At 62.4% G+C, this 23,824-nt stretch carries 24 protein-coding genes and 1 tRNA gene; 14 read left to right on the top strand and 11 right to left on the bottom strand.

Annotated elements, in window-relative coordinates; genetic code table 11:
- Positions 1-3: 3 nt before the first annotated feature.
- A complete protein-coding gene (locus tag NO878_RS15445; RefSeq protein WP_256406864.1) occupies positions 4-294 on the top strand; it encodes a PRC-barrel domain-containing protein in 291 nt (96 codons plus the stop codon).
- On the opposite strand, the gene NO878_RS15450 is transcribed toward NO878_RS15445, so the two are convergent.
- Positions 291-1,751, bottom strand: coding sequence for a DHH family phosphoesterase (locus NO878_RS15450; protein ID WP_256406865.1), 1,461 nt, complete (start codon positions 1,749-1,751; stop codon positions 291-293). The genes NO878_RS15445 and NO878_RS15450 overlap by 4 nt on opposite strands.
- 100 nt (positions 1,752-1,851) lie before the next feature.
- Between NO878_RS15450 and NO878_RS15455 the strand changes: the two genes are divergently transcribed.
- The 3 genes from NO878_RS15455 to NO878_RS15465 all read left to right on the top strand — a co-directional run bounded on the left by NO878_RS15455 (position 1,852) and on the right by NO878_RS15465 (position 3,847).
- Positions 1,852-1,925: transfer RNA gene (locus NO878_RS15455), tRNA-Lys, on the top strand.
- Between the two features lie 317 nt (positions 1,926-2,242).
- The gene (locus NO878_RS15460) at positions 2,243-2,641 is read left to right on the top strand and encodes a hypothetical protein (RefSeq protein ID WP_256406866.1); all 399 of its coding nucleotides are present in this window, start codon (positions 2,243-2,245) and stop codon (positions 2,639-2,641) included.
- A gap of 303 nt (positions 2,642-2,944) precedes the next feature.
- Complete coding sequence (locus NO878_RS15465) at positions 2,945-3,847, top strand: hypothetical protein (RefSeq protein ID WP_256406867.1); 903 nt, start codon at positions 2,945-2,947, stop codon at positions 3,845-3,847.
- 557 nt (positions 3,848-4,404) lie between these two features.
- Here NO878_RS15465 and NO878_RS15470 read toward each other — a convergent pair.
- Complete coding sequence (locus NO878_RS15470; protein WP_256406868.1) at positions 4,405-4,818, bottom strand: hypothetical protein; 414 nt, start codon at positions 4,816-4,818, stop codon at positions 4,405-4,407.
- A gap of 243 nt (positions 4,819-5,061) precedes the next feature.
- On the opposite strand from NO878_RS15470, the gene NO878_RS15475 reads away from it, so the two are divergent.
- Positions 5,062-5,808 (top strand): response regulator, encoded by a 747-nt coding sequence (locus tag NO878_RS15475; protein WP_256406869.1) that lies wholly within the window; start codon positions 5,062-5,064, stop codon positions 5,806-5,808.
- A 158-nt stretch (positions 5,809-5,966) separates the two neighbouring features.
- Entirely contained in the window at positions 5,967-6,164 is a 198-nt protein-coding gene (locus NO878_RS15480; protein ID WP_256406870.1) for a hypothetical protein, read from the top strand.
- On the opposite strand, the gene thrS is transcribed toward NO878_RS15480, so the two are convergent.
- The gene (gene thrS, locus NO878_RS15485) at positions 6,161-8,083 is read right to left on the bottom strand and encodes a threonine--tRNA ligase (RefSeq protein ID WP_256406871.1); all 1,923 of its coding nucleotides are present in this window, start codon (positions 8,081-8,083) and stop codon (positions 6,161-6,163) included. The two genes, NO878_RS15480 and thrS, sit on opposite strands and share 4 nt — an antisense overlap.
- A gap of 94 nt (positions 8,084-8,177) precedes the next feature.
- On the opposite strand from thrS, the gene NO878_RS15490 reads away from it, so the two are divergent.
- Together NO878_RS15490 and NO878_RS15495 are read left to right on the top strand one after the other, a co-directional pair.
- Positions 8,178-9,602, top strand: coding sequence for an APC family permease (locus NO878_RS15490; protein WP_256406872.1), 1,425 nt, complete (start codon positions 8,178-8,180; stop codon positions 9,600-9,602).
- Positions 9,603-9,641: 39 nt separating this feature from the next.
- Positions 9,642-10,556: a DNA-3-methyladenine glycosylase family protein gene (locus tag NO878_RS15495; protein WP_256406873.1), complete on the top strand. Its 915-nt coding sequence runs from the start codon at positions 9,642-9,644 to the stop codon at positions 10,554-10,556.
- Between the two features lie 7 nt (positions 10,557-10,563).
- Here NO878_RS15495 and NO878_RS15500 read toward each other — a convergent pair whose 3' ends face one another.
- From NO878_RS15500 to NO878_RS15510, 3 genes are read right to left on the bottom strand one after another with little or no spacing between them, the layout of a single operon-like run.
- Positions 10,564-10,980: an arsenate-mycothiol transferase ArsC gene (locus NO878_RS15500; protein WP_256406874.1), complete on the bottom strand. Its 417-nt coding sequence runs from the start codon at positions 10,978-10,980 to the stop codon at positions 10,564-10,566.
- Positions 10,977-12,122, bottom strand: a complete 1,146-nt coding sequence (gene arsB / locus NO878_RS15505; RefSeq protein WP_305882765.1) for an ACR3 family arsenite efflux transporter — start codon at positions 12,120-12,122, stop codon at positions 10,977-10,979. The genes NO878_RS15500 and arsB overlap by 4 nt, the downstream gene beginning before the upstream one ends.
- Entirely contained in the window at positions 12,115-12,513 is a 399-nt protein-coding gene (locus NO878_RS15510) for an ArsR/SmtB family transcription factor (protein WP_256406875.1), read from the bottom strand. Before NO878_RS15510 ends, arsB begins: the two co-directional genes overlap by 8 nt.
- 234 nt (positions 12,514-12,747) lie before the next feature.
- Here NO878_RS15510 and NO878_RS15515 point away from each other — a divergent pair, with 234 nt between their 5' ends.
- Positions 12,748-13,173, top strand: a complete 426-nt coding sequence (locus tag NO878_RS15515) for a DUF555 domain-containing protein (protein ID WP_256406876.1) — start codon at positions 12,748-12,750, stop codon at positions 13,171-13,173.
- A 56-nt stretch (positions 13,174-13,229) separates the two neighbouring features.
- Here the strand turns inward: NO878_RS15515 and NO878_RS15520 are convergent, their stop codons facing one another.
- Positions 13,230-13,463 carry a UPF0058 family protein gene (locus tag NO878_RS15520; protein ID WP_157690602.1) on the bottom strand — a complete coding sequence of 78 codons (234 nt, stop codon included), beginning with the start codon at positions 13,461-13,463 and terminating at the stop codon, positions 13,230-13,232.
- 194 nt (positions 13,464-13,657) lie between these two features.
- Between NO878_RS15520 and NO878_RS15525 the strand changes: the two genes are divergently transcribed.
- Entirely contained in the window at positions 13,658-14,065 is a 408-nt protein-coding gene (locus NO878_RS15525) for a translation initiation factor IF-2 subunit beta (protein WP_256406877.1), read from the top strand.
- Here the strand turns inward: NO878_RS15525 and NO878_RS15530 are convergent, their stop codons facing one another.
- Positions 14,066-14,245, bottom strand: coding sequence for a DUF7836 family putative zinc-binding protein (locus NO878_RS15530; RefSeq protein ID WP_157690605.1), 180 nt, complete (start codon positions 14,243-14,245; stop codon positions 14,066-14,068).
- Positions 14,246-15,328: 1,083 nt separating this feature from the next.
- On the opposite strand from NO878_RS15530, the gene rdfA reads away from it, so the two are divergent.
- The 3 genes from rdfA (at position 15,329) to NO878_RS15545 (ending at position 18,925) form a co-directional block, all read left to right on the top strand.
- Positions 15,329-16,081 carry a rod-determining factor RdfA gene (rdfA, locus tag NO878_RS15535; protein ID WP_256406878.1) on the top strand — a complete coding sequence of 251 codons (753 nt, stop codon included), beginning with the start codon at positions 15,329-15,331 and terminating at the stop codon, positions 16,079-16,081.
- Between the two features lie 2 nt (positions 16,082-16,083).
- Positions 16,084-17,871 carry an archaea-specific SMC-related protein gene (locus tag NO878_RS15540; RefSeq protein ID WP_305882766.1) on the top strand — a complete coding sequence of 596 codons (1,788 nt, stop codon included), beginning with the start codon at positions 16,084-16,086 and terminating at the stop codon, positions 17,869-17,871.
- Between the two features lie 154 nt (positions 17,872-18,025).
- Positions 18,026-18,925, top strand: a complete 900-nt coding sequence (locus NO878_RS15545; protein WP_256406880.1) for a DUF106 domain-containing protein — start codon at positions 18,026-18,028, stop codon at positions 18,923-18,925.
- A 177-nt stretch (positions 18,926-19,102) separates the two neighbouring features.
- Here NO878_RS15545 and NO878_RS15550 read toward each other — a convergent pair whose 3' ends face one another.
- Both NO878_RS15550 and NO878_RS15555 read right to left on the bottom strand, forming a co-directional pair.
- Positions 19,103-21,550: an amino acid permease gene (locus NO878_RS15550; protein WP_256406881.1), complete on the bottom strand. Its 2,448-nt coding sequence runs from the start codon at positions 21,548-21,550 to the stop codon at positions 19,103-19,105.
- A 51-nt stretch (positions 21,551-21,601) separates the two neighbouring features.
- Positions 21,602-21,868, bottom strand: coding sequence for a hypothetical protein (locus NO878_RS15555; protein WP_256406882.1), 267 nt, complete (start codon positions 21,866-21,868; stop codon positions 21,602-21,604).
- A 401-nt stretch (positions 21,869-22,269) separates the two neighbouring features.
- Between NO878_RS15555 and NO878_RS15560 the strand changes: the two genes are divergently transcribed.
- The gene (locus NO878_RS15560; protein ID WP_256406883.1) at positions 22,270-23,487 is read left to right on the top strand and encodes an inorganic phosphate transporter; all 1,218 of its coding nucleotides are present in this window, start codon (positions 22,270-22,272) and stop codon (positions 23,485-23,487) included.
- Here NO878_RS15560 and NO878_RS15565 read toward each other — a convergent pair whose 3' ends face one another.
- Positions 23,488-23,811: a hypothetical protein gene (locus tag NO878_RS15565; RefSeq protein ID WP_256406884.1), complete on the bottom strand. Its 324-nt coding sequence runs from the start codon at positions 23,809-23,811 to the stop codon at positions 23,488-23,490. It lies immediately after the preceding gene.
- Between the last annotated feature and the right edge of the window lie 13 nt (positions 23,812-23,824).

Genomic DNA, 23,824 nt, shown 5'->3' on the forward strand with positions numbered 1-23,824 from the left:
CATATGGACGGCACGCCACAGGAGATTACGACGCTCGTCGGGCGCGAGGTGTATTCGAACAACGGAGTCTTCGTCGGAGAGGTCGAAGACGTCCGCCTCGACCTGGGTCAGCAGTCGGTCACGGGACTCGCACTCGGCGAACTGAGCCAAGAGCTGTTTGCCGGACGGATCGAAGCCGGAAAGGGTGTGATGATCCCCTACCGGTGGGTTCGTGCGGTGGGTGACGTGATCCTGATCAACGACGTGGTCGAACGCCTCGACGAGGACGACGAAGACGAGGACGTCGTCGCTTAACTCCCGTTTGTCGCCTCGCCTGCGGTGCTCTCGACACCCATCGCGTCGAATAGCTTCTTGCGGACCGCCTCCTCGGCGAGCGACAGGAGCGTGTCACGGTTGTCCTCGCTGGCCTCGATACCGGTAAAGAGGCCCAGCGGAATCTCGACGCTACCCTGGGTGGAGTGGCCGCCGGCTTCCCCGACGTTGCCGTAGGCGTCGTCGAGAACGTTGCCGATGTTGATGCGGATGTCCTTCGAGCGAGCGGCGAGGTAGATGGTGTCGTCGGCGATGCCGAAGACGGCCGTCGTCGTGATTCCTTCCAAGTTCAGGAGATGCTGGGCGGCCTGCGAGAGGGCGTCCCGGTCGCGGATGAACCCCGCGTTCGAGACGAGGTGGCTTCCCTGAACCTGCCGATTCTGGATGGCCTCCGCCAGTACGTCCAGCGTCTCGGGCGACATCGACGGCGACTCGACCTGTTCGAGCGTGTCGTGGTTGGCGAAGGGGTAGAGATACGCCGCGGCCGTCAGGTCCGCGGGCGTGGTGTCGCGCTTGAAATCGAGCGTCTCGGCTCTGATACCGTACAAGAGCGCCGTCGCCACCGCCTCGCTCGGCGAGAGATCGAACTCCTGGATGTACTTCGTGAGGATGGTCGACGTCGACGAGACGTTCGGCCGCACGTCCATAAACTCGGCCTCGTACTCCGATTCGGGTTCGTAGTGGTCGATGAAGATGTCGACGCCCGAATCCAGCCCGATGTCGCCCGACTTCATGTGATCGACGAGTGCGAGTAGGTCGTAGTCGTCGAGCGACTCCACGTCCGAGAGCGGCAGGAGTTCGATCCCGAGGAGGTTGACGAACGCCCGGTTCTCTTGGTGGCCGATGTCGCCGTGATAGAGGATGTGCGCCTCGACGTCGTGGGCGGCGGCGACAGCCTGGAGCGCGACGGCACTGGCGATGGAGTCCGGATCGGGGTTGTCGTGGGTGAGGATGGCGAGGTCGTCCGCCCCCGAGTGGAAGATGTCCGCCAACTGTTTTGCCTTGTACTCCAGTTCTCCCGTCTCCAAGGTCCGCAACGCCGATTCGGCGATCACCTGCGAGGGGTTGATCACCACGTCCGCGCCCGCCTCGGTGAGTTCGTCCTCCGAGACCGGGTCGGAGGCGCGCACGATGATGAACTGATCGCCGCCGCGGTCCCGAATCGTCGACACCGCGGCCTTGTTCGCCTCGACGTCCGAGGCGAGAATCAGGAGGATATCACGGTCGGCGACCAACTCCGCCACCTCCTCGTCGCGGATGTCCGTCTGCCGGGCGTCAAGGTCCTGATCGCGGAGCGCTTCGACGCGGCTCTCGTCCCGGTCGAGGATCAACACGTTCTTGCCTTCCTCCGTGAGGTCCTCGGCGACGGCGTGACCGACGCTCCCGCAACCGAGGATTGCGTACGAAGACATCGTCGACACGGGGGCCGCGTTACTCATGCAATCCGACCTATCGAGTCGCTTCACTTAACATCGTCCCTTCTTCCCACCACGACGAAGGGAAACGCCTTTTAGTGGCCCACCGATAGCGAATACCGTAGGGCCGGTAGCTCAGTCAGGTAGAGCGACGGACTCTTAATCCGTCGGTCGGGGGTTCAACTCCCTCCCGGCCCGTGCATCGAACCGCCGAGTGACAACGAGGCGGTGAGGGAACCGGCAGGAAGGAGTTGAATCAGGAAACGGAGCGAAGCGGAGTGACCGTGGTTCAACTCCCTCCCGGCCCGCTTCTGCGCGACACTACGCGATGAGCGGAGCGGCCGGCGTGACCGACGCTAAGTGCCGTGTCGCGCGGACGGTGTACGAGAGCGTTGAATCAGGGAACGAACGAAGCGGCGTGACCGTGGTTCAACTCCCTCCAAGGCCGTTCTTCGTGCGGTAGATTCCGCGAATCAAGGAAGGATTAATAACATCCTCTCGTTATCATGTTAATCATGGGAAAAGACGAGTACGAGACGCCACGGATTACCCGGCGTGAGACGGTCGAGAATTTCAGCATCGTCGGCTTGGGGGGTGCCGGTGTGGGAACGATGTGGATGGGATCACCGGTTAACGGCAACGGCCACGGTAACGGTAACGGCAACGGCCACGGTAACGGTAACGGCAACGGCCACGGTAACGGTAACGGCAACGGCCACGGTAACGGCAACGGCCACGGTAACGGCAACGGCCACGGTAACGGCAACGGCCACGGTAACGGCAACGGCCACGGTAACGGCAACGGCCACGGTAACGGCAACGGTAACGGCAACGGCAACGGCCACAGTAACGGCAACGGTAACGGCAACAGCAATAGCAACAGCAACGGCAACAGCAACCACAAGGGTAACTAACCTAACGGCAACGGCGGCGAAGGCGAGGAGGCCTGAAGCGGACCGACGAACGGGAACTGGCGATGAGGTCGGTAGAGTTGTGCTCAACCACTGGACCCAGATTCCCGGAACCGCGGCCGGTCAGTTCGGTCAAGAGACGATATCGCCATTCGAAGCAGAGGTACCTATTCGACACGCGCGGGAGGGACGCAAGTGCGACCACCGAAGCGGTTGGCAGCCGAGTCCGCAGACGGACCGGCGGGCTGCGATGTCGATGCGGCGGTGGCAGAAACGACTATGTCCGGGAGAATCAACCATCGAGTCGTGAGCGACGAGTTGAGCCACTACCGGGCGTACGGACTGACGATCCAGTCGGACCTGTCTCTGCCCGAACTGCACGGCGTCGATTCGGTTCGCGGGTCACCCGACATCGTCATTCGGACCGGTGACGTCGAGGCACTCTGCGCCTCGGCCGACGACACTGTCGACCTGAACACGGTTCGGTTCGACTCCGTGGGAGCGTTTGCGGTCGTCGACGGTCACAAGATACTCTACGACCTCCACTCGTCCGACTTGCGACAGTACCAATACGTTCGTCGGATCGTCTACAACAAGGCACTCCCCGTCGCGTTGCTCCAGCGTGGCTCGGTGGTGTTGCACGCGAGTGCCGTCGTTATCGACGGGCAGGCGGCCATCTTCCTGGGATCGCGGTCGACGGGCAAGTCGACGACTGCGGCGGCGTTTCATCTGCAGGGCCATTCCGTTCTGGCGGACGACATCGTCGGGATTCGGCCCGGTGACGGTGCCCCGACTGTTCTCTCTGGTGTCCCACAGTTACGACTCGAACCGGAGGTGGTGGCAGCCCTCGACATCGACGAGACGGCCACGTCCAACCAGTCGGCGCGTTCCGAGAAACAGTATTTGAACCTCACTCCAGTCGCGGACACAGTTCCGGTCGGCTGTTTCTACCTGCTTGCTGAGGGCGAGTCGGTGGCGATCGAGTCGCTCGCCGGAACCGAGCAGTTCTTTCAGGTGGTCAAGCGCACCTTCCACGACGGGTTCCTGTCCGAAGATCGGATGACCCCGACCGGCTTCCAGCAGTGTTCGACGGTTATCGACGCCTCGCCGGTTCGGTACCTCCGTCGACCGAGGCGGTACGAGGCGCTTCCGTCGGTCGTCAAAAGGGTAGTGCGGGATCTTACGGCGGAGGAGACGGCCGCTGAGTGAGCTGTCGGAATCAGCTCTCTATTCTCCTTCCGCCAGAGGGGGAACTCGTGCAATCTGCGGCCCGTGAGTTGATTCAGGTTGTGGATGCTTTCTTCGGTAGAAGTGCTTTAACCGACACCTGTACACCTCTGTCGTACCGTTTCCGGCGCGGACGCAGTCGGTGTGCGGTGGGTTGTAGTGGGTTACGACACCATTTTTCGGCGTGGTGTTGGGGAGAGCGTTAGCCGCTAACAGCAACTCGGAAAATCGGGAAACTTCTCTTGGGGCGTTTTCATTTACGACGTAATCGTGGTTGACGAAGTGATGGAGTGGCGACAGGTGTGAATCCTCGGTTGTGTTCAAAAGCGAGACCGCCGTCGGTGTTGGTGTTTTGATAATTATTGCCACTCTTTCGTTTGTGGGGCCCAATGACTCCGATCTACCTACGCTTGGGAATTCTCGTGGTTGTTGCTGGTTTCCTAATGGCACTACTGCGGTGATTTAGCACCTTGCTGTGGGCGGGGTGCGCGTGAGGTTGTCGGAATTGAGTCCCTTCGACACCCGCCGCGGCCGACGCTTCAGACCGCGTAGGCTCCGTCTTCGGTGCGTTCGACGCCGGCGGCGTCCAAGTACGCCTCGACCGTCGATGCGTCCTGCGTGCATCCGGCGCCCTCGGCGGCGTAGCTCTCGCCGGCGACCGCTCGACAGACACGGTCTTGCTCAGGGAGGACGACGACGCCGAGGACATCATCGCTCGGGGGATCGACCGCCGTCGGCGCGAGTTCGATCGTATGGAGCGTCTCGCCGGCGTCGGTCTCGTGTTCGTAGACCTGTACGGGCGTCGCTCCGTCGGCCGAGTGCTCACCGACCGGGGCGTGACCCCCGCCGACCGTCGCCCCCGCTCCGGCGGCGGTCAACACCAACAGTCCGACCGCCACGACCGTCGCCCCGACTCGCACCGCCATCACTCCGCGTCCAAGTTGTTCGAACATACGTCTACGTGTCGAGGAGAAATCATATGAATGTACCGTAGATATACATATTAGTACTAGTAAGCCTAAAATATTCTGCGAATATTTAAACATGCGAAAGAACCAGGGTTGTGAGACGGCTGTCGACGGGTCGCTCACTGACCGCAGTGAGGATACCGGCGACGGGACGACGCCGAAGCCGTACGATATGGGGTAACAGTGGTGTTGCGGCGGATTTATGCTCGTGTCGCCCTCACTCGATACATGACGACGGGCGATTCGGATTTGGACCTCTCCGTTCTCCACGTGGACGACGATGCGGCGCTGGGTGAGCTGGTCCAGCTCTATCTCGAACGCGAGGAGTCGGTCGACTGCGGTGTCACGACGGTCACGTCGGCGACGGCCGCCCTCGACCAACTCCGTGGCGACGACGACTTCGACTGTATCGTCAGTGACTACCGGATGCCCGGGACCGGCGGCATCGACCTACTCGGGGAGGTTCGGGAGACCCATCCCGAGATCCCTTTTCTCCTCTTCTCGGGCGAGGAAACGGGCGATGTGGCCGCTGAAATCGTCCGCGCCGGCGTGACCGACTACCTCCGGAAGGGGGTCGGAACCGATCAGTACACCCTGTTACTCCGGCGGGTCGAACACGCGACCGGCACGGATGGCCGATTCGCTCCCGAGGCCGGGACGGCGACCGATGCCGTCGGCGTCGTCGGACCGGACGAGCGGTTCGACCGGGTCGATCCCGGCTACGCCGCCGTCTACGACTACGAACCGGCGGAGATTCAGGGCAAACACTGGACCGCACTCCACCCCAAGGAGGCGGTCGAACACATCCGCACGCACGTGTTACCGGTCGTCCAGGGGGGCGGAGAGTGGACGGGTCGGAGTACCGGACTCCGGGCCGACGGCAGCACTTTCACCGAGTCGAAACTGGTCACTGCCCTCGACGATGGCCGTCTGCTTATCGCCGCCTCTGAGATTCCGTCCGCCGAATCGAACTGACACCCGCCATCGTTCGCCGACACACAGAATAAACAGGAACTTTTATGAACAATCGGCCGCTCGTTTGAACTGATGCACTCGCACATCGTACCCGTACGCGACTGATTTCTCCACCGACGGGTATCGATGTTCGACCGCCGCCGCGTTGCAGTCTCCACATGAGCACACACCAGCAATCGACGACCGACACACGCACCGAACCGACGCTCACCGACGGCCGATGGACGGCCGAGACGAACGGTACGACCGGAGAGACCCCTGTCGATCCGGCTCACATGACACAACACCAGTTCACCGCCGACGCCCGCTATCGACTTCCGAACCTCGTTGACGACGAAAACCGCGCGATGTTCTAATCGAGGAAGTCGGGCTCGATCCGCTTTTCGTCGCGTTCCGCCCGGAGGTGGGCAGCGAAGGCCTCCCGGTCGACGTCCTTGCGCTCTCGCTCGTTCCGGTCCCGAACCGAGACGGTTCCCGTGGACTCCTCGTCGTCGCCGATGATGAGCATGTACGGCACGCGGTCGCTGTGGGCCTGCTGGATCTTGCGGCCGACGGTCCACGAGCGGTCCTCGATTTCGACCCGGAAGTCGTCGAGTTCGTTCGCGAGGCGGTGGGCGTAGCCGAGATTGTCGTCGCTGACAGGGAGGATCCGCACCTGTTCGGGGGCCAGCCACAGCGGGAACTTCCCGTCGAAGTGTTCGATGAGCACCATCAGGAATCGCTCGTAACTCCCATAGAGCGCGCGGTGGATCATCACCGGGCGGTGGTCCTCGTTGTCCTCACCGGTGTACGTGAGGTCGAAGCGCTCGGGCATGTTGAAGTCGAGTTGGACGGTCGGGCCGTCCCAGTCACGGCCGAGGGCATCCTCGAACGCGAAGTCGATCTTCGGGCCGTAGAAGGCGCCGTCGCCCTCCTCGACATCGTACTCGATGTCGCGGGACTCGAGCACCGACCGGAGCTGTGACTCGGCGCGCTCCCAAATCTCGTCACTTCCGACGGACTTCTCCGGTCGGGTGGCGAGTGCCACCTGCGCGTCGAGTCCGAACGTCTCGAAGACGCGGACGATGTTGTCCATCACCAGCGTCACCTCCGCTTCGATCTGGTCGGGGCGAACGAACTCGTGGCCGTCGTCGATGGTGAACGCCCACACGCGGGAGAGTCCCGAGAGTTCGCCGCGCTGTTCCTTGCGGTACACCTTGCCGTCCTCGAAGTAGCGGACAGGCAGGTCCCGGTAGCTCCACGACTGCTGGTCGAAGATGGTGGCGTGGCCCGGACAGTTCATCGGCTTCAAGCCGTACTCCTCGTCGTTCACGTCGAGGAGGAACATGTCGTCGACGTAGTTCTCGTAGTGTCCCGACTTCTTCCACAGCTCCGTCCGGAAGAGGTGTGGCGTCTCGACGGGTTCGTACCCCGCATCGAGGTTCAGATCGCGGGCGAAGGCCGCGAGTTCGTCCAGGATTCGCTTGCCGTTGGGGTGATAGAGCGGCAGCCCCGGTCCGGTCGTCTCGTCGATGGAGAAGATGTCGAGTTCCTGGCCGAGCTTCCGGTGATCGCGCTCCTCGGCCTCACGGCGGCGTTCGAGGTAGGCCTCCATCTCCTCTTCCTCGGCAAAGGCCGTGCCGTACACCCGGGTCAGCGTGTCGTTGTCCTCGTCTCCTCGCCAGTACGCCGACGAGATGTTCAGCAGCGTGAACGCACCAATCTCGCCGGTCGACTCGACGTGCGGGCCCGCACAGAGGTCTTCGAACTCGCCCTGTCGATAGACGCTCACGGGGTCCTCGCCGGCGGCCTCGGTCTCGAGGATGTCCCGCTTGTACGGGTTGTCCTCGTACGCTTCGAGGACCGCCGCGCGCGGACGTTCCTCGCGCTCGATCTCCAGATCTTCGGCGATGATCTCCTCGGCCTCCGCCTCGATTTCCGCGATGTCCTCGCTGTCGAGGTCGACGTTCGTCACGTCGTAGTAGAAGCCGTCGTCGGTCGGCGGCCCGATGGCAAGCTTGGCCTCTGGGTGGCGTCGCTGGAGGGCCTGTGCGAAGACGTGTGCCGCCGAGTGACGCAACACACGACGATACTCGTCGCTGTCCTCGGTGACGATGACGAGGTCGGCACCGTCCTCGAGCGGGGTGGCCTTGTCGACGAGGTCGCCGTCGACGACGCCCGCAACCGTGTCGCGTCCGAGGCCCGGGCCGATCTCGTAGGCGACGTCCTCCACCGTCGACCCCTCCGCGACGGAGAGCTCCGACCCGTCGGGAAGCGTCACTACGATTTCGCTCATACCGGTCGAAGTCGGACGAGCGGAATAATACTATCGAACACGCGGCTCCGGCCAGCCGCGCAAGTTATTTTTCGCTTCTCTTCCCATGCGAACTGTGCACACGACCTGCCCACTCGCGCCACGACACGCCGTCGCCCTCGCCATCGCGCTCCCGCTGGGCGCGGGCGTGTTCGCCCTCCCGAGTGGCGTCGAAAATCTCGGTGGTCCGGCCACGCCGCTTGCCTACCTCGTCGGGACGCTCGCGGCCTGTTCGGTCGCCGTCACTGCCGCCGTCTACCTCTCCAGCCCCCTCGCCGCCCGGGACGGCCTCGTCTACCTCGCCGTCTCCCGAACCTGGGGGTCCCGCCCGGTCGGGTTTCTGGCAGCCTGGCCCACCGTCGGCGCCTACGTGGCCGTCCTCGCCGCCATCGTGGCTGGCCTCGGTGACGCGGCCGCAACTCTCCTACCCGTCACCCCCACCGCCGCCGCCCTGGCCGTCCTCGCCGCGCTTGTGTTCGTCCACGCCCTCGGCCCGGCGACGGCAGGGCGCGCCCAGTTGTGGCTCACCGGGACGCTCCTCGTGTTTCTCGCCGGGATGCTCGCCGCGGGGGCGACGGCCGTCGCCCCCGACAACTTCCGGCCGCTCCTGCCGACGCCCCCGCTCCAAGAACGACCGCTGCCGACTCTCGGCGGCGCGGCCGTCGCCGCGCTGTTCGGCTTCGCCGGCTTCGAGGCCGCCGCCGCCCCGTCCGCGCTCGTCGCCGACGCCCGCCGGACCGTTCCCCGGGCGCTCCTCGTCGGCGTGTTGCTCGTGGGTGCCGTCACGACTCTCGCCGCGCTGGTGACCCTCGGTGTCATCCCCTGGGCGCGGCTGGTGTTCGCGTCGGCGCCGTTCGCCGAGGCGGCCGCGAGCGCCCTCGGAACCGCCCCTCGGCACCTGCTCGTCCCCGGGACGACCCTCGCGGCTCTCGGGGCTGCGCTCGCGACGGTGTGGCTCCCCACCCGGACGCTCCGAGGCGTCGCCGAGGTGGTTCCCGGACTCGACCGGGCCACTCGGCCCGGCGTGCCCGACCCCGCGCTGGCGACGACTGGCCTCCTCGCCGGCGTCGTCGTCGCCCTGGATCTGGTCGGCTACGCCCTCTACCTTGCGCTCGCCGGGATCTTTCTCGGCTACGCCGCCCTCGCCGTCTCCGCCGGCTTCCTCCCCGTTCTCCGCCCGGGGCTGTACCGTCGGTGTCTGTTTCGCCCCCCTGTCGTCGCTCTGGCGGTCGTCGCCGCCGTCGCCGTCGCCGCGACGGCGGTCATCCTCGCGCGTGTCGTCACTCTCGACCCCGCCACGACACTCGGCTTCGCGCGGTGGACGCCGCCCCTCGACGGCGTGGTCGCCGACACCGTCCTCGTTCGCGACCCGCTGTCGACGGTGGTCCCCGCTCTCGTGCTGTGGGAGTGTCTCGGCGTCGCGGTGCTCGCCGTGGCCGCCGACTACCGCGCCGACCGCGGCGTCGAAGCCCCACCACTCGACGCCGCCTACGAGAAGTAGAAGCGAAACCGGGAAACCCCGCCGGGCCAACCCGACCGCATGGAACGCGGCGCCATCCCACTCGATACCCTCGACGGCCCCTTCGACCTGCAGGCGACCGTCGAGAGCGGGCAGAGCTACCTCTGGACCCGAGCCGATGGGGGGATGTACGAACGTGACGTCGCCCACGGCGGCGACGCGTGGTACGAGACGGTCGTTCCGCCGCTCGACGCCGTCGGCAACGACCGGGCAGTTGTCCGGGTGCGACAGGCCGACGAGCGACTGGTGTGGGAGTCGACGACCGACGCTGTCCCGATCCTCACCCACCTGCTCCGCCTCGACGACGACCTCGATGCGATTCTCGGGGCCACCCCCGACGACTCGCTGCTCGCTCGCGCGTACGAGGCCTATCGGGGCATGCGACTGGTTCGCGACCCGCCGTTTCCCTGCCTGATCTCGTTTATCTGCTCGGCACAGATGCGCGTCTCGCGCATCCACGGTATGCAGCGGGCGCTCGCCACCGAGTACGGCGACACGCTCTCGGTCGACGGCCGGACGTACCACGCCTTCCCGACACCGACGCAACTCGCCGCCCGCACCGAGGAGGAACTCCGGGCGCTAAAACTCGGCTACCGCGCCCCCTACGTCGGGCGAACGGCGACCATGGTCGCCGACGGTGAGGCGACGCCGGCGGCTGCCGGCGACCGCTCGTACGAGGACGCCCGCGAGTATCTCACGCGCTTCGTCGGCGTCGGCGAGAAGGTGGCAGACTGCGTGTTGCTGTTCTCGCTGGGCTATCTGGAGGCGGTGCCGCTGGATACGTGGATCCGCTCGGCCATCGCCGACCACTACCCCGACTGCGACCGCGGCTCCTACGCCGAGACCTCACGGGCGATCCGCGAACGCCTCGGGGGCGAGTACGCCGGCTACGCACAGACGTATCTGTTCTACTACCTCCGGGCCGGCGGGGAGTGACCCGGCCCTATTCGATCTCGTCGAACAGCGCGATCACGCGGCGGTCGACTTCGTCGCGGATCTCCCGCACCCGGTCGAGGTCGGCCCCTCCGGGGTCGTCGAGCGCCCAGTCGCGGACGTCGACCTCGTCGCGGACCGCGTCCACGTCGAGTGTCGAACAGCCCATCGTGGCGGCGTAGTCGCAGGTCCGAAGCTCCGCGGTGCCGATTTCTCGGGGTGTCCGGTCGGCTATGTCGATCCCGACCTCGCTCATCGCGTCGACCACGACGTCGTGGACGTGACCGGCGGGATCGGTGCCACCGCTCAGTATCTCGACGTCGAGGCCCCGGCGGTCACGCTCTCGCTCGGCGAACGCGGCGGACATCTGCGAGCGGCCCGCGTTCCGGACACAGACGAAGGCGAGACGGATCGGATCGGTGGTCATGAGTCGGTCGTCGGTTCCGCGGCCGTCGTTCCGGCACTCTCACCCCACTCGTAGCGGCGCTGGAAGTACAGTGCGACGTTAACCAGTGCTAGCAGGACGGGGACCTCGATCAGCGGCCCGACGACGGTGGCGAAGGCGACGCCGGAGCCAACACCGAAGACGGCGACGGCGACGGCGATAGCGAGTTCGAAGTTGTTGGAGGCGGCGGTGAAGCCGATGGCCGTCGTCGTCGAGTAGTCCGCGCCGATGCCCCGTCCCATGCCGAAGCTCACGAGAAACATCACGACGAAGTAGACCGTGAGGGGGACGGCGATCAACAGCACGTCGCCCGGCGAGGCGACGATGGTTCTGCCCTGCGTGGCGAACATCACGACGACGGTAAAGAGCAACGCGACGAGCGTCAGCGGATCGATCCGCGGAACGAACTCGGTTTCGTACCACGTTTCGCCCTTGAGACGGGTCCCGACGTAGCGGCTCAGGAACCCACCCGCGAACGGGACCCCGAGGAAGACGACGATGGCCTCGAACACTTGCCCCGGCGAGACGTCGAAGGCTGTGATTCCCGCGACGAGCGATTCCATGCCCAACAACGGGGGGAGCACGAGACCGAACACCCAGACGTAGACGCCGTAGGTAACGATCTGAAACAGGCTGTTGAACGCCACGAGACCGGTGACGTACTCCGTCGACCCCTCGGCGAGTTCGTTCCAGACCAACACCATCGCGATACAGCGGGCCATCCCGATGAACACGAGACCGAGGAAGTACTCGGGACGGGCCGGCAGGCCGGGGACGAGTCCGCTGAAGAAGATCACTGCCAACCCGAACATCAGCGTCGGGCCGATCACCCAGTTCTGGACGAGGCTGAGTCCGAGGACGCGCCAGTTGCTGAAGACGGAGCGAAGCTGCGAGTAATCCGCCTTCGCCAGCGGCGGGTACATCATCACGACGAGGCCGATTTCGACGAGATGGAAGTCTCGGATGGGTTCCGTCACCGACGGTGCGACGAAGCCGAGGCCGACACCGACGGCCATCGCCCCGAAGATCCAGACGGTGAGATACTTATCGAGGACGTCCATCGAACGCGGGTCGCCACAGCTCTCACAGCCGCAGTGTGGCCCGTGGTCGTGTGCGTTACTCATCGCCGACGCTCCCGTCGAGTAGCGTCACGAGCGCGACGGCGCGGTTGGTCGCTCGGTATTTCTTCCAGCGGCCGTCCTTTCGTCCCTCCACCAGCCCCGCGTCGACGAGCCGTGAGAGAGCGTGACTGAGGCCGCTCTCGCTCACGTCGACGATTGGGTGTAGTTCACAGACACAGAGTTCCTCGCCCGCGGCGACGAGCACCCGGACGAGGGTGTAGCGCGTCTCGTTGGCGAGCGCCGAGAGCACGTCGAGTTCGGCGTCGACTCGCGCAGCCCCGAGCGCCGCTTCGAGCGTCCCGAGTTCGTCGAGTCGGCGCTCTACGTCCTCGCTACGACACTCTCCGAGTTCGTCCGCCAGATATCGTCGGAGCCGGTCGGTCCCTTGTGCCATCATCTCAACGGACGCTCTCGCCGAAATTAATTGTACCGATACTCAACTAACAGGTAGAGAAAAAGAGAAATATGGCGGCAAAGGCGGATTTGATCGCCGTATGAGAAAATACAGTTGAACAAGTATTGAAATAGATGACACACCGAGGCGGCGTCGGTCGGTCCACAAGCGGCGCCGCCGCCGACGCCGTGCGGCCGAAGGTTCATGACGGTGGAAATACAATTTCAGTGTGGTATGGACTGTCGAGTCGTCGTCGAGGCAGCGGTTCCGGTGTACGATGTAGAGACCCCGGACGAGGCGATCAGGATCGGTATCGCCAAGACCGGCGAGATGCTGAACCCGGACCTCAATTACGTGGAGATCGAAATGGGGTCACGAACCTCGCCATCGGGCGAGGAGCTTCCCCCGGCGTTTATCGCCGCCGACGAGGCACTCGTGGCCCTCGAACTCGAGATGACGGTGTTCAACGTCGAACAGGAGGAACACGCCTCCCGTATCGCGCGCAAGGAGATCGGTCAGCGACTGGAGAACGTCCCGCTGACGGTCCTGTCTGTCGAGCGCCTCGAGGAGGAAAGCGAGGACGACGAGAGCGACACATCGGCCGACGAGGACGGTGACGAAGACCTCATCCCCGAGTTCGAGGAACTCGTCGACGAGTAACCGCCGGTGCCGCCGCTGGTCGGTTCGGGTACACCGCGGGACTGCGCCGTACGTGTTTAGTCCGCGTGTGGCGCGACGCGCTCCTCAGACGTGTCCAGAGAGGAAGTGATGCCGTTCGCCAGCTTGAAAACGGCCGCCTTGTGGTCAGTCTTGGACTTATGAATAGATGTAGGTCGTACCCCCATCTCCTCGTACGCCGTCAGATCGATTTCGCCGTCATGCCACGCCGCACACTGTTTCTCTACCTCGGCCAGGAGGCCGTGCAGGTGAATGAGCTCCTGCTTTTTCATAACAACACTCCATAGCGAGTGGAAGGTTATATTATTATCTTGAGTGGAGTTAACATGCGCCTCGATAATTGTCCGTGACCTATGGCTCGCGACGGTCGTCTCTCGCGTGTTCCATGTAACCTGCCCACACGCCCAGCGTTCTGATCCGCACGGGTCCTGAAACGTTTTAGTCGTCACGGTAGTCAACTGGGCGTATGGACTACGACGACAGTCTCGACCGGGCGCTGACGGAGACGCCGGAGATCAACGACGCTGTCGAGCGGTTCCAAGTGCCCGACCCCGAGGTCCGTCCCGAGGGGAACGTGACCATCTACGAGAACTTCGCCGAGACACACGACCGCTTGAACCGGGACCAGGACCACCTTCTCAAGTTCTTCCAGTCGGAACTGGGGACGAGCGCCAGTATCGACGACCGGGGCCGCGCTCGGTTCACTGGCGACTTCAAACAGTCTCGCGCGAGCGACGCCCTCGACGAGTACGTCGAGACGTTCGTAACGTGTTCCGAGTGTGGGTCGCCCGACACCCGACTGGTCGAGGAACAGGGGGCGACGGTGCTGAAGTGTGACGCCTGCGGTGCGCTCTCCGCCGTTTCGGAGATCTGATCACTCGAACTGTTTGACGAGTTCCAGGTCGCGTTCGGTCCGCATGAACTCCGCAAGCCGACGCGTCGCGTGACACGTCGGACAGCTGAAGTTCTTCCGATGGCCGGGCAGGTCGGTCGGTCCGTCCTCCCAGTCCTTGCCGCACTCCGGGCAGAGCAGTCTCACGAACGCTTCAACCATGCCCCCGTCTGTGTCACGGAATCACATTAAACGTTCGGCGATTCTCGATGGCGCTCTTCGGATGAGTCTGTTCCATGCGAAGCCGAACGATCTAAACCACTCGTCTACTGTTTCTATATTGGCGCTACCGATACAGTTCGAAAAATTGGTAGTTCACTGAGTTATACTTTAAACGATACGTTCTCCGTCGTTCCGATTCCCGTAGTGTTCGTCCCCGAAATCGAGGCTGTGGCGACGGCAGGTGGCGTTCAGGGGAATCGCGTCATCGACGTCGTGTTGTCCACGTAATTCACACGCGAGTAAGCGATGACGTTCGTTCCGTCGGTTCACGTGTTGTATGGGATGATTCCCTCACTTCCGGATCAACCGCCCTAACGAGAGTTGTGCTCTCGTTCGTCGACTGCAACGCGTTCTGCTGACGGCGTACAGCCAACATCGCCCGCCATCGAGTCAGATTACGGTCTCGTCGACCGCAACGCCATCGGGACTTCGACTCTCTTCGGACTGTAGAGCAACCCCGTGAACCCGATTGCGGGCGGTAGATCATCCCCGTCCAACGCCAAAATATCTAAGGAAAAGAGATAGTGTACAAAAATGGTAGTTCTGCGAGACAGCGCCAGATTTTGAGCGTTATAAACTATTATAGAGTTGTAACTCGCTCTGCAACGCCTGCTCCGATTCGATCAACACTGTCGCTGGGGCTAGCGTTTTTGCAGTATCGGGCACTCGGACGACGTGACGTTTCACTCTCCACCCCTAACCCAATACGGCCGTCGTCAGGGTCCACAGTCAGTTACGAGCGTCGTGCTTGCTATTTTCTCGACACTTCGCAAAGTCCTTGGACTCGCCTCGATGCAGCAGGGTTGCTCGTGGCTATTGTACATCACTCCGTTCGCATTCGCGTCAGTACAGCCCGGCAGGACCGTAATTGGGGCACGGGCCGCCATGTGTGCCGGTCGCACCCTCGCACATCTCACGGCGACGGACAAACCCGCAAACAGCGTTGGGACGGTCAGGACGAATTTGTCGACTCGACCGCGCAACCACGCTTATTAGCGGGCAGACACATCTTCGAATCAAACAATGGGATGCAAGGTCGATTCCCTCACCGAGCGTCACGCCCCGACCGTGCCTGACCCGGGCTACGAGTCGGTCGACGAGTATCTCGTGGCGCGATGGACCGGCGCGGACGGACGTTCTGCCGACGGATACAAAGCCCTCACCGAGTGGTTCAATAAGCGACTGCTAAAGCGAGTGTACGAAGAACACGGCCGTGATGTCGTCAGCGTTCACCTCGACCGTGAGTACGAGGTCATCACCGGTGATGCGGACATCCAGCGGGACGAACTCGCGGCCGACCTTGCTGCGGATGGTCTCGATATCGACGAGGTCCAGACGGAACTCGTCTCTTGGAGTACGATGCGGCATCACCTCAAGGGCTGTCTCGAAGCCGAGAAAGACACGACACCGGCCGAAACCGACTGGGAAGCAAACACGGTGCAGATGGCCCGCGAACGAACCGCGGAAAAAGCGCAGTCAGTCTTGTCTTCGCTTACCTCGAAGGGCCGACTACAGGATGCAGACCGGGCGCAGGTCGATGTCCAAGTCAAACTGCGTTGTCCGGAGTGTTCAGTCCGGGTGCCGTTCGAGGATGCCGTCGAGCGCGGGTATGTGTGCAATACACACTCCGAACCGGACTCCGAAGAGTCAGTCGTGGACCGCGTCCAGAATCAGTTGTCGGCTATTGCACTCCCGTACGCTGCTGTTGAAGCACTGCAGACTGTTCTCCTTGGAGAGTCGCTCCTCGTCGAGAGTGTCGCAATGGGTGCTCTCTAGAAATGTCGTGGCAGCTCTCTCTCAGGAATATCGCTGGCATTCGGCACGGTGAGGCACACGTCGAACCGGGTGTGAACGCCGTTCGAGCGAGTAACTGGCAGGGGAAATCCAGCTTTCTGGCCGGTATCAAAACTGCGTTCGGCACCGCAACCCCGTTGACTGAGGGGCAATCATCCGGGGAAGTCGTCCTGCAGACCGACGACGGAGAGACCACGGTTCAGTTAGAACGAACGAACGGCACTGTCTCCCGATCCGGGCAACCGTATCTCGACGCGGAGTACGACCGCGTCTGTGCGGAGCTATTCGCGTTCCTCGACGAGGACAACGAGATCCGGCAAGCCGTTCGATCCGGGCAGAACCTAGAGGACCGTCTCACCCGGCCACTGGAGTTCGAGAATATCGACGAACAGATTGCGGAGTTGCGGGCCGAACGTGAGCAGGTCGAACGAGAGCGTGAACGGGCGGAGGCCGCAGCCGAGCGCCTGCCACAGCTACAACAACGCGTAACGGATCTTGCAACCGAACTCGAAGAGCTGCGGACTGCGCGTGCCGACATCGATGACGACACCGCTGGTGACAGTGATGCCCGCGAGCAACTGAGCGAGCGACGGGCCCAGCGCGACCGCGTGGAGCGTAAAATCGAACGGCTCGAAGCGACTGCCGAGAGCGTTCGTGAGACTCTTTCGGAACAGCGAGACGAACTGGAAGCTCTTACCGTTCCGTCCAACGACGATATTGCGGGCGCCTTAGAGCGTCTCCGTGCCGACCTTCGAGATATCGAACGCGACAAGGAGCTGTTGCAATCGGTGTACGAAGCGAACAAACGGGTGGTGGATGAAGAGCGCGTAGAACTCCTCACCGACGTCTCACACGAGATGCTCGCGGACTCGATGACGTGTTGGCTCTGTGGTTCTGACGCGACGCGGGAGGATATCGAAGCCCAATTAGCCACACTCGACGACCGGATCACCGATCTCGGTTCACGAGCGGAAGACACCAGAGCGCAGGTCGACGAACTCGAGACCAAACGAGATAAAATCAAGAACGCACGCCGCCGTGAGACGGATCTCACCGACCGGATTGCTGACCTCGAGTCCCGGCTTGCAGACGTGGAGACCGACCTCGAGACGGCGCGCGAACGGCGAGACGATCTGACATCGAAAATCGAGGAACTCGGGTCGGCTGTCGATTCGACTGAGGACCGCATCACTGATCTCGAAAGCGAGATCAAGTACACCGAGGCGGAACTGGCTGACGCTCGCGACGAACTCGAGGACACGGAGACGGTAGCGGGACAGCGGGACATGCTCGACAGCGAGTACGACTCGTTGACGAGTGAGATCACCGACCTCCGAACCCGAAAAGAGCAGGTCAAACGGCGGACGCGCGAGGCATTTTCCTCGGCGCTCGACGACCTGCTCAAGCCGTTCGAGACGGGATTCGAGACGGCCCGCCTCACGAGCACGTTTGAACTCGTCGTTGCGCGGGACGGCCGAGAGGCGGCGCTCGACGCCCTGAGTGAAGGCGAACGCGAACTACTGGGATTCGTGGCTGCGCTTGCCGGATACGAGGCCTTCGAGGTCGGTGAACGTCTGCCGGTGATGTTACTCGACGGACTCGGTGGGCTTGCCAGCGATAACGTCCAGATCCTCGTCGAGTATCTGGCCGAGCGCACGGAGTATCTCATCCTCACGGCCTATCCTGAGTACGAGGGTTTCGATGGACACGAACTGTCGCCGTCCGACTGGCGAGTGGTATCGCACGACTCGGACGCGGAAGCGGCATCATAGCGCGGCAATCGGCGCTCGTTTCGCGTTTCTCGTGTTCTCAGAACCCGTCACGGGACGTCCCAACCAGCCGGGACTTCTCGCACCTTCCGTGTCGCGCTCCACTCGTCCAAACAGAAGGGTTGATAACGACTAGATTCGAGCCTCGTACAAGCGTATGCCAGAAGAACAGCTAGAGTCGCTTCTCGAGAATCCAGCAGTGCGTGAGGCGATTGCTGTTGTATTCGACCGAAGCGACGGTGGGAGCGAAAAGCTTCAATGGGGCGATGTAAGCGATGCGCTGTCGAGTGACGAGTGGGGACGGCTGATTCGAGAGGGTGTTCTTGTAAGCGCGGGTGCTGGGTTCACCATCGCGAATCCAGAGGAGGTTCGGCAGACGCTTCAGGAACACGGAGACTCCTCAGACACGACGGATGGGGTCGACGACATTGACCCCGAGTCGTGGGCGTGGTACGACAAGGCTGCAGGCGTGACCGCCCTCGCCTTCTTTGCCGGTTATTGGAACACCGGCATTCGCGATATCATCGCGTCCTTCGACAATCTGCTTCTCGCTCCGATTGTCGATCTGGTACCGTTCTACGTGGTCATTATTCTCCTTGCGATTGTCACGGGCCTGTATTCGACCGTGTTGCAGGCGCGGCTCATGGACCACGAGACGATGCAGATGTATCAGGAACGGATGGCGGAACTGAACGAGCGGAAAGAGGCGGCCAAAGAACGCGGGGACGACGAGGCGCTCGAGCAGATCCAAGCGGAACAGATGGAGGCGGCGGGGGACCAACTCGGGATGTTCAAACTGCAATTCCGTCCGATGGTCTGGATCATGCTGCTGACGATTCCCGTGTTCCTCTGGCTTCGCTGGAAAGTTCGCGGCGGCCACCTCGGTGTGGGCGAGACTGGCTTGGTCGTGCCGCTTGCTGGCGCCGTCTCTTGGCAAGAGCCACTGCTCGGACCGATGGCGACGTGGATCGTCTGGTATTTCCTTGCCTCGATGGCGGCGCGGCAAATCATCCAGAAGACGCTCAACGTTCAGACGTCCCCTTCCTCGTCCTCGTAACAACAGCTAAGTGGTTGTTAGACCGCACCCCACTCGAGACCGGTTGCAGTTCGCACACCCCGACGTCTCAAAACGGATCGAGACGCGGAGCGGTGAGAAAGTGGTCCGTACCGAAGACCAGACACGACGAGAGTGAGACGACAACCGGGTGTCGTTCGCTCGTCCTCACGTGCTTGCCTACGAACGGCGACTCTTGAACCACCGCGTCACGCGTGACGTGATCCCGAGATCCTGTTTTGCCATGATGACGGCACTTTGCGCCCGCTTGCCGACCGCTTCGGGAATGGCCCCGAACACGACTTGCTGGAGGAGTCCTTCCCGGGACGCTCCGATGACTGTGAGGTCGTGATCGGCCGACTCCTCGACGATGGCGTCGGCAATATCCCTCCCCTCGACGACCTCTGTTGTCGTCTCGAGGGCTTCGAGTTCGGCAATGGTCGAATCGAGAATCGATTGTGCAGCGTCGTCACCGTCTGATTCGTCCGACCGGACGTATATCACCTTGATGTGGGCATGGTTGCGCCTGGCAACGGCACGGGCGATTTCGGTTGCGAATTTGGCGTGCGGCCCGCCAGCCGTCGGCAAGAGGAGCGAATCCACGCTCCCGTCAGACTCACCGTCGGCAGCAGGGCCGACACGCTCGACCAAGACATCACAGCGAGACTTAGTTACCACCTCGTCGACGTTACTCCCCAGGACGAAATCACGACGGCGTGGGCGACTCCGCCACCCCATCAGTACGAGGTCGATGTCGTCCTGATCGATCGTATTGAGGATTGCCTGGGAGACGTCGTGTCCGATGCGGATTTTGCCACTCACCGGGACCTCTGAGCGCTCTTCGTCGGCAAAGTCAATTGCTTGGTCGATGACAGCACGCTCCTCAGCGACGAACTGGCGCCCCTCTGAGAGCGGCGTCTGCTGTGGGACCGTGGCAACACTCACCACTTCGATCTCTGCGTCTCGCTCCTCGGCAAGGTCGAGTGCCGTCCGCATCAACTGTTCGACGGTCGCCGGATTCGCCACCGGGACGAGAATCCGCTGCTCGCGGTCCCGCCGTGCTTCGGCGGGCGCTTGCTCGGTCGTGACGGTCGGTGTTTCCTCTTCGATCTTCTCGTTTTCCTTCCGCTGGGAGTATCCGTAGTAGAGGAGAAGGCCGAGGACCATCCAGATCGCGGTCGTCACGAGGGCGATGAACCCGTGTGAGTCCGGTCCCAGTCCGATCTTCATCCCAAGCGCCGAGAGGAGGAACGGCGTCAACAGGAATTGGAGGACGATCCCGATGAGCGGCGGCCACGGCATGTAGGGGACCTCGTAGGTGCGGGGAAGGTCCGGGTGGGTCTTGCGCATCTTGATGACCGTCCAGTTGACCTGCACGAACAGGAGAATGAACATGATGTCAGCCGACGCCGCGACCGCTTCGATGGGCAGGACGACTGCCATCAACGCGATGAGGACCGCCGAGAGGAAGATTGCCACGTGGGGCGTTCGCTTCTCGGGGTGAACCGCACTGAAGAGTTGGGGGAGCGCCCTGTCACGCCCCATCGCAAACGAAACGCGTGACGAGGAGTAGACGGTCGCGTTCAGGGCACTCATCGTCGCCGTCAGTCCAGCGACTAGGAGTAACGGGACGCCGTAGGGAACGAACTGGCCGGCCGCCTCGATGATCCCGAGTTCGCCCAGATTCCCAAGCAGTTGCCACGTGGGGGCGCTAGCGGAGACGCTCGCCCGTTCCGCGAGTTCGGGAATCGTCTCGATTCCACCGATTGCGGCGAACGCGACGAGAATGTAGATGGGGACGACGATAGCCAGCGAGTAGAAGACGGCCTTCGGGACGTTCTTTCCCGGATCAACGACCTCCTCGCCCGATTGGACGATAATCTCGTAGCCCTCGAAGGCGATGTAGGTAAAGCCCATCGCGCCGATGATTCCGATGACACCGTTTGGCGCAAAGCGGGGACTGTTGATGAATTTCGCGGGCCAATCCGGGGTATGCATCGTCGCCAGAATACCGAACGCGACGAAGATTCCAAGAATGACGACTTTGATGAACGTCACAACGACGCCCGCCTTGCCCGTCTCCTCCGCGCCGCGATAGTTGATGTACGCGAACAGTGACACCATAAGCACTGCGAGAACCTTATCCAACAGTCCACGGCCGATGAATCCCAAGAGTTGGAATCCCTCGGCGAGGACACCGCCGTAGACCAAAAACTCGGTGAGGAACACGCCGAACGTCACCGCGTACAGCGAACAGGCAACCGCGTGCGCGAACCAGGACATCCAGCCCGCGTAGAAGCCATTCGGATCGACGAGCGCCTCTTTCACCCAGAGATAGCCACCACCTGCCTCCGGGAACGCGGCCCCGAGTTCGGCATAGGAAACGGCAGTGAACAGCGCAACGAAGCCATTCAACCCGAACGCGAGAATCAGCGCCGGCCCCGCGAGTCCCGCAGCGAAGCCCGTGAGGGCGAACACACCGGCACCGATCATCGCACCGACGCCGATGAAGGTGATATCGAAGAGACTCATGTCCCGCGAGAGCTCCGTCTCGACGTTGCCAGACTCCTCCTGCGTAGCGTCACCCTCCGAGTCTTGGACTACACGATCCGAAGGCTCATCGTCCATGTTCGCCACAACCAGACGCGATAGTAAAAAAGCAGATGGTTAGAAGGTGAGTCACTCTGACTCCCCGTCTGCGGCCGGCCCGAGGTACTCCCAGTGAACGTCATCCGTTCCATCCGGTCTCGGTTCGTGTTGAACCCGATAGAGAACCACCCGTGGACCACCATCCTCCGTCGTTTCAGTGACTTTGACGAGGACGTGTTCTATCCCCGATTCGGTTATTTCGTAGTCCGACACACCGTCGCGTGCGTCCAGCGCTTCGTTCACCGCTCGGTTCAGGTCGAAATCACTCCCGTTACCGCCGGCTTGGGAAGGAGCCATCGTGGCTAGTTCCTTCCGAATGGTATTGAATCCCGGTCTCTCACCCGAGACATCGCGGCTGAACCAGACGGTTGCCACAGTTCGAACGCCGGCTTCGAGTCACGAGTGAGCGACGGTCGCACGGCAACGTCGACCGGTATGCCAGCCACTCGCTGTGTGACTCCTTTGCAGTCGAACGACAGACATGTCACAAGGTGACGCCTGCGTTGCCGTCATCTGCGTTCAGCATCGCGTGACTCGCATTAGTTATGCAAAACATTGGCTCACCACCTGCCAATATATGCAAATCCGATGGGTTCATCAGTCTCGTGGCACGGGTCCCGGACAAATGAAGAGACGCAGTTGTAGCCAAGCATTTCCAACGATTCACCACCTGAGACAGCGTCGGGGGTGCTGAATACGTGGCACCTGCGATTCTCGTTCTCTCGGTTGCGCTGCTCGCGGCGCTTTTCATGTCCTTCACCGTCGGGGCGAACAGTAATTCGGCCCCCGTTGCGCCCGCTGTCGGAGCGAACGCACTCTCGGTTCTTCGAGCGGCTCTCTTGGTCGGAATCGTGGCTGGACTTGGAGCAATCCTCCAAGGAGGCAGCATCTCCGAAACAATCGGTAAAGACCTCGTGACCGGCGTGACGATCACGCCACTCGCCGCCGCCGCAGCGTTACTCACAGCGGCAACCCTCATCACGATCGGGAACAGCTACGGCTATCCGATTCCATCGGCATTCACTGTCACGGGAGCGATGATCGGCGCGGGCATCGCACTCGGTGGAGGATTCGCCGTCGACGAGTACGTCGTCATCCTCGAGTTCTGGTTCGCGATTCCCATCGCGGAGGGTGTGCTCGCCTACGGACTCGCTCGCGGCCTTCGGAGCGAATCCGTGCCCGAAATCGTCGGGATTCCCGTACTCGGCGGAGCAGTCGGGTACGCGCTGGCCAACATCCAGCTTACCATCATTCCAACAGCGAGCGGCGCACAGGGATCGATCGCCCGATATCTCGCGACTGCGTCCCACCTGCTCCCGGCGTCTGTTGGCGGGACCTACACGCTTGGGATGGTCCTCGTGAGTATCGTGTGTGGCCTCCTCGCGCTCGCCGGAACACGTGCGCTGTTGCACCGTGACAAGACAGCCGGAATCAATCAGTTCCTCGTCATCTTGGGCCTCATCGTCGTGTTCACGAGCGGTGGCACGCAAGTCGGACTTGCAACCGGGCCACTCGAAACGATCTTCCAGACGGACCTCCAGTTCTCGTCGATCTACCTGCTCGCGCTCGGTGGTGGCGGCATCCTCCTCGGTGCGTGGATCAGGGGACCACGGCTCGTTCAAGCCGTCTCGAACGAGTACGCCGCACTCGGACCGCGGCGGTCGATTGCTGCCCTGATTCCGGCGTTTCTGATCGCCCAACTCGCGATTGTCTTGGGCATTCCCATCTCGTTCAACAAGGTGATGATCGCCAGTATCGTCGGCAGTGGTCTCGCCGCGAGTTCATCCGGAGGAAGTGGTATTTCACCCCGGAAGGTCGGCATCACGATCGGATCGTGGGTTGGATCGATGGTGGGCGCAGGTATCATCAGCTACGGGTTGTTCCACCTTCTGAACGCCGTGCCTAGAACCGGGTAATCAGGAGACGATCTGATCGATAATCTCTTCCTCTGCCGCTTGGGTCTTCATGTCCTCCCACGTTTCGAATTCAGTCGTGGCGCGGACATACTCGTTGAGTCGGTCACGAGGAGCACCTTGGACGTCGCTGGCACCGTTGAGGGACCACGGACTTTGCGTGCAGAACGCGGTGAACGAGTCGAATTCGGTGTGAGCGCGCATGAACTCCTGTGAGAAGAAGGTGTCCGACTCGACTCGCGTCCCCGTCTGGAACTCACCGATTCGATCGACTGCCTCTCGAACTCGTTTTTCGAGATCCTCCAGTCCAACAACCTGAAGGTCCATAGCGGATTTGGCC

This window comes from Haloplanus ruber, assembly GCF_024494725.1.
GTDB classification, from domain to species: Archaea; Halobacteriota; Halobacteria; order Halobacteriales; family Haloferacaceae; genus Haloplanus; species Haloplanus ruber.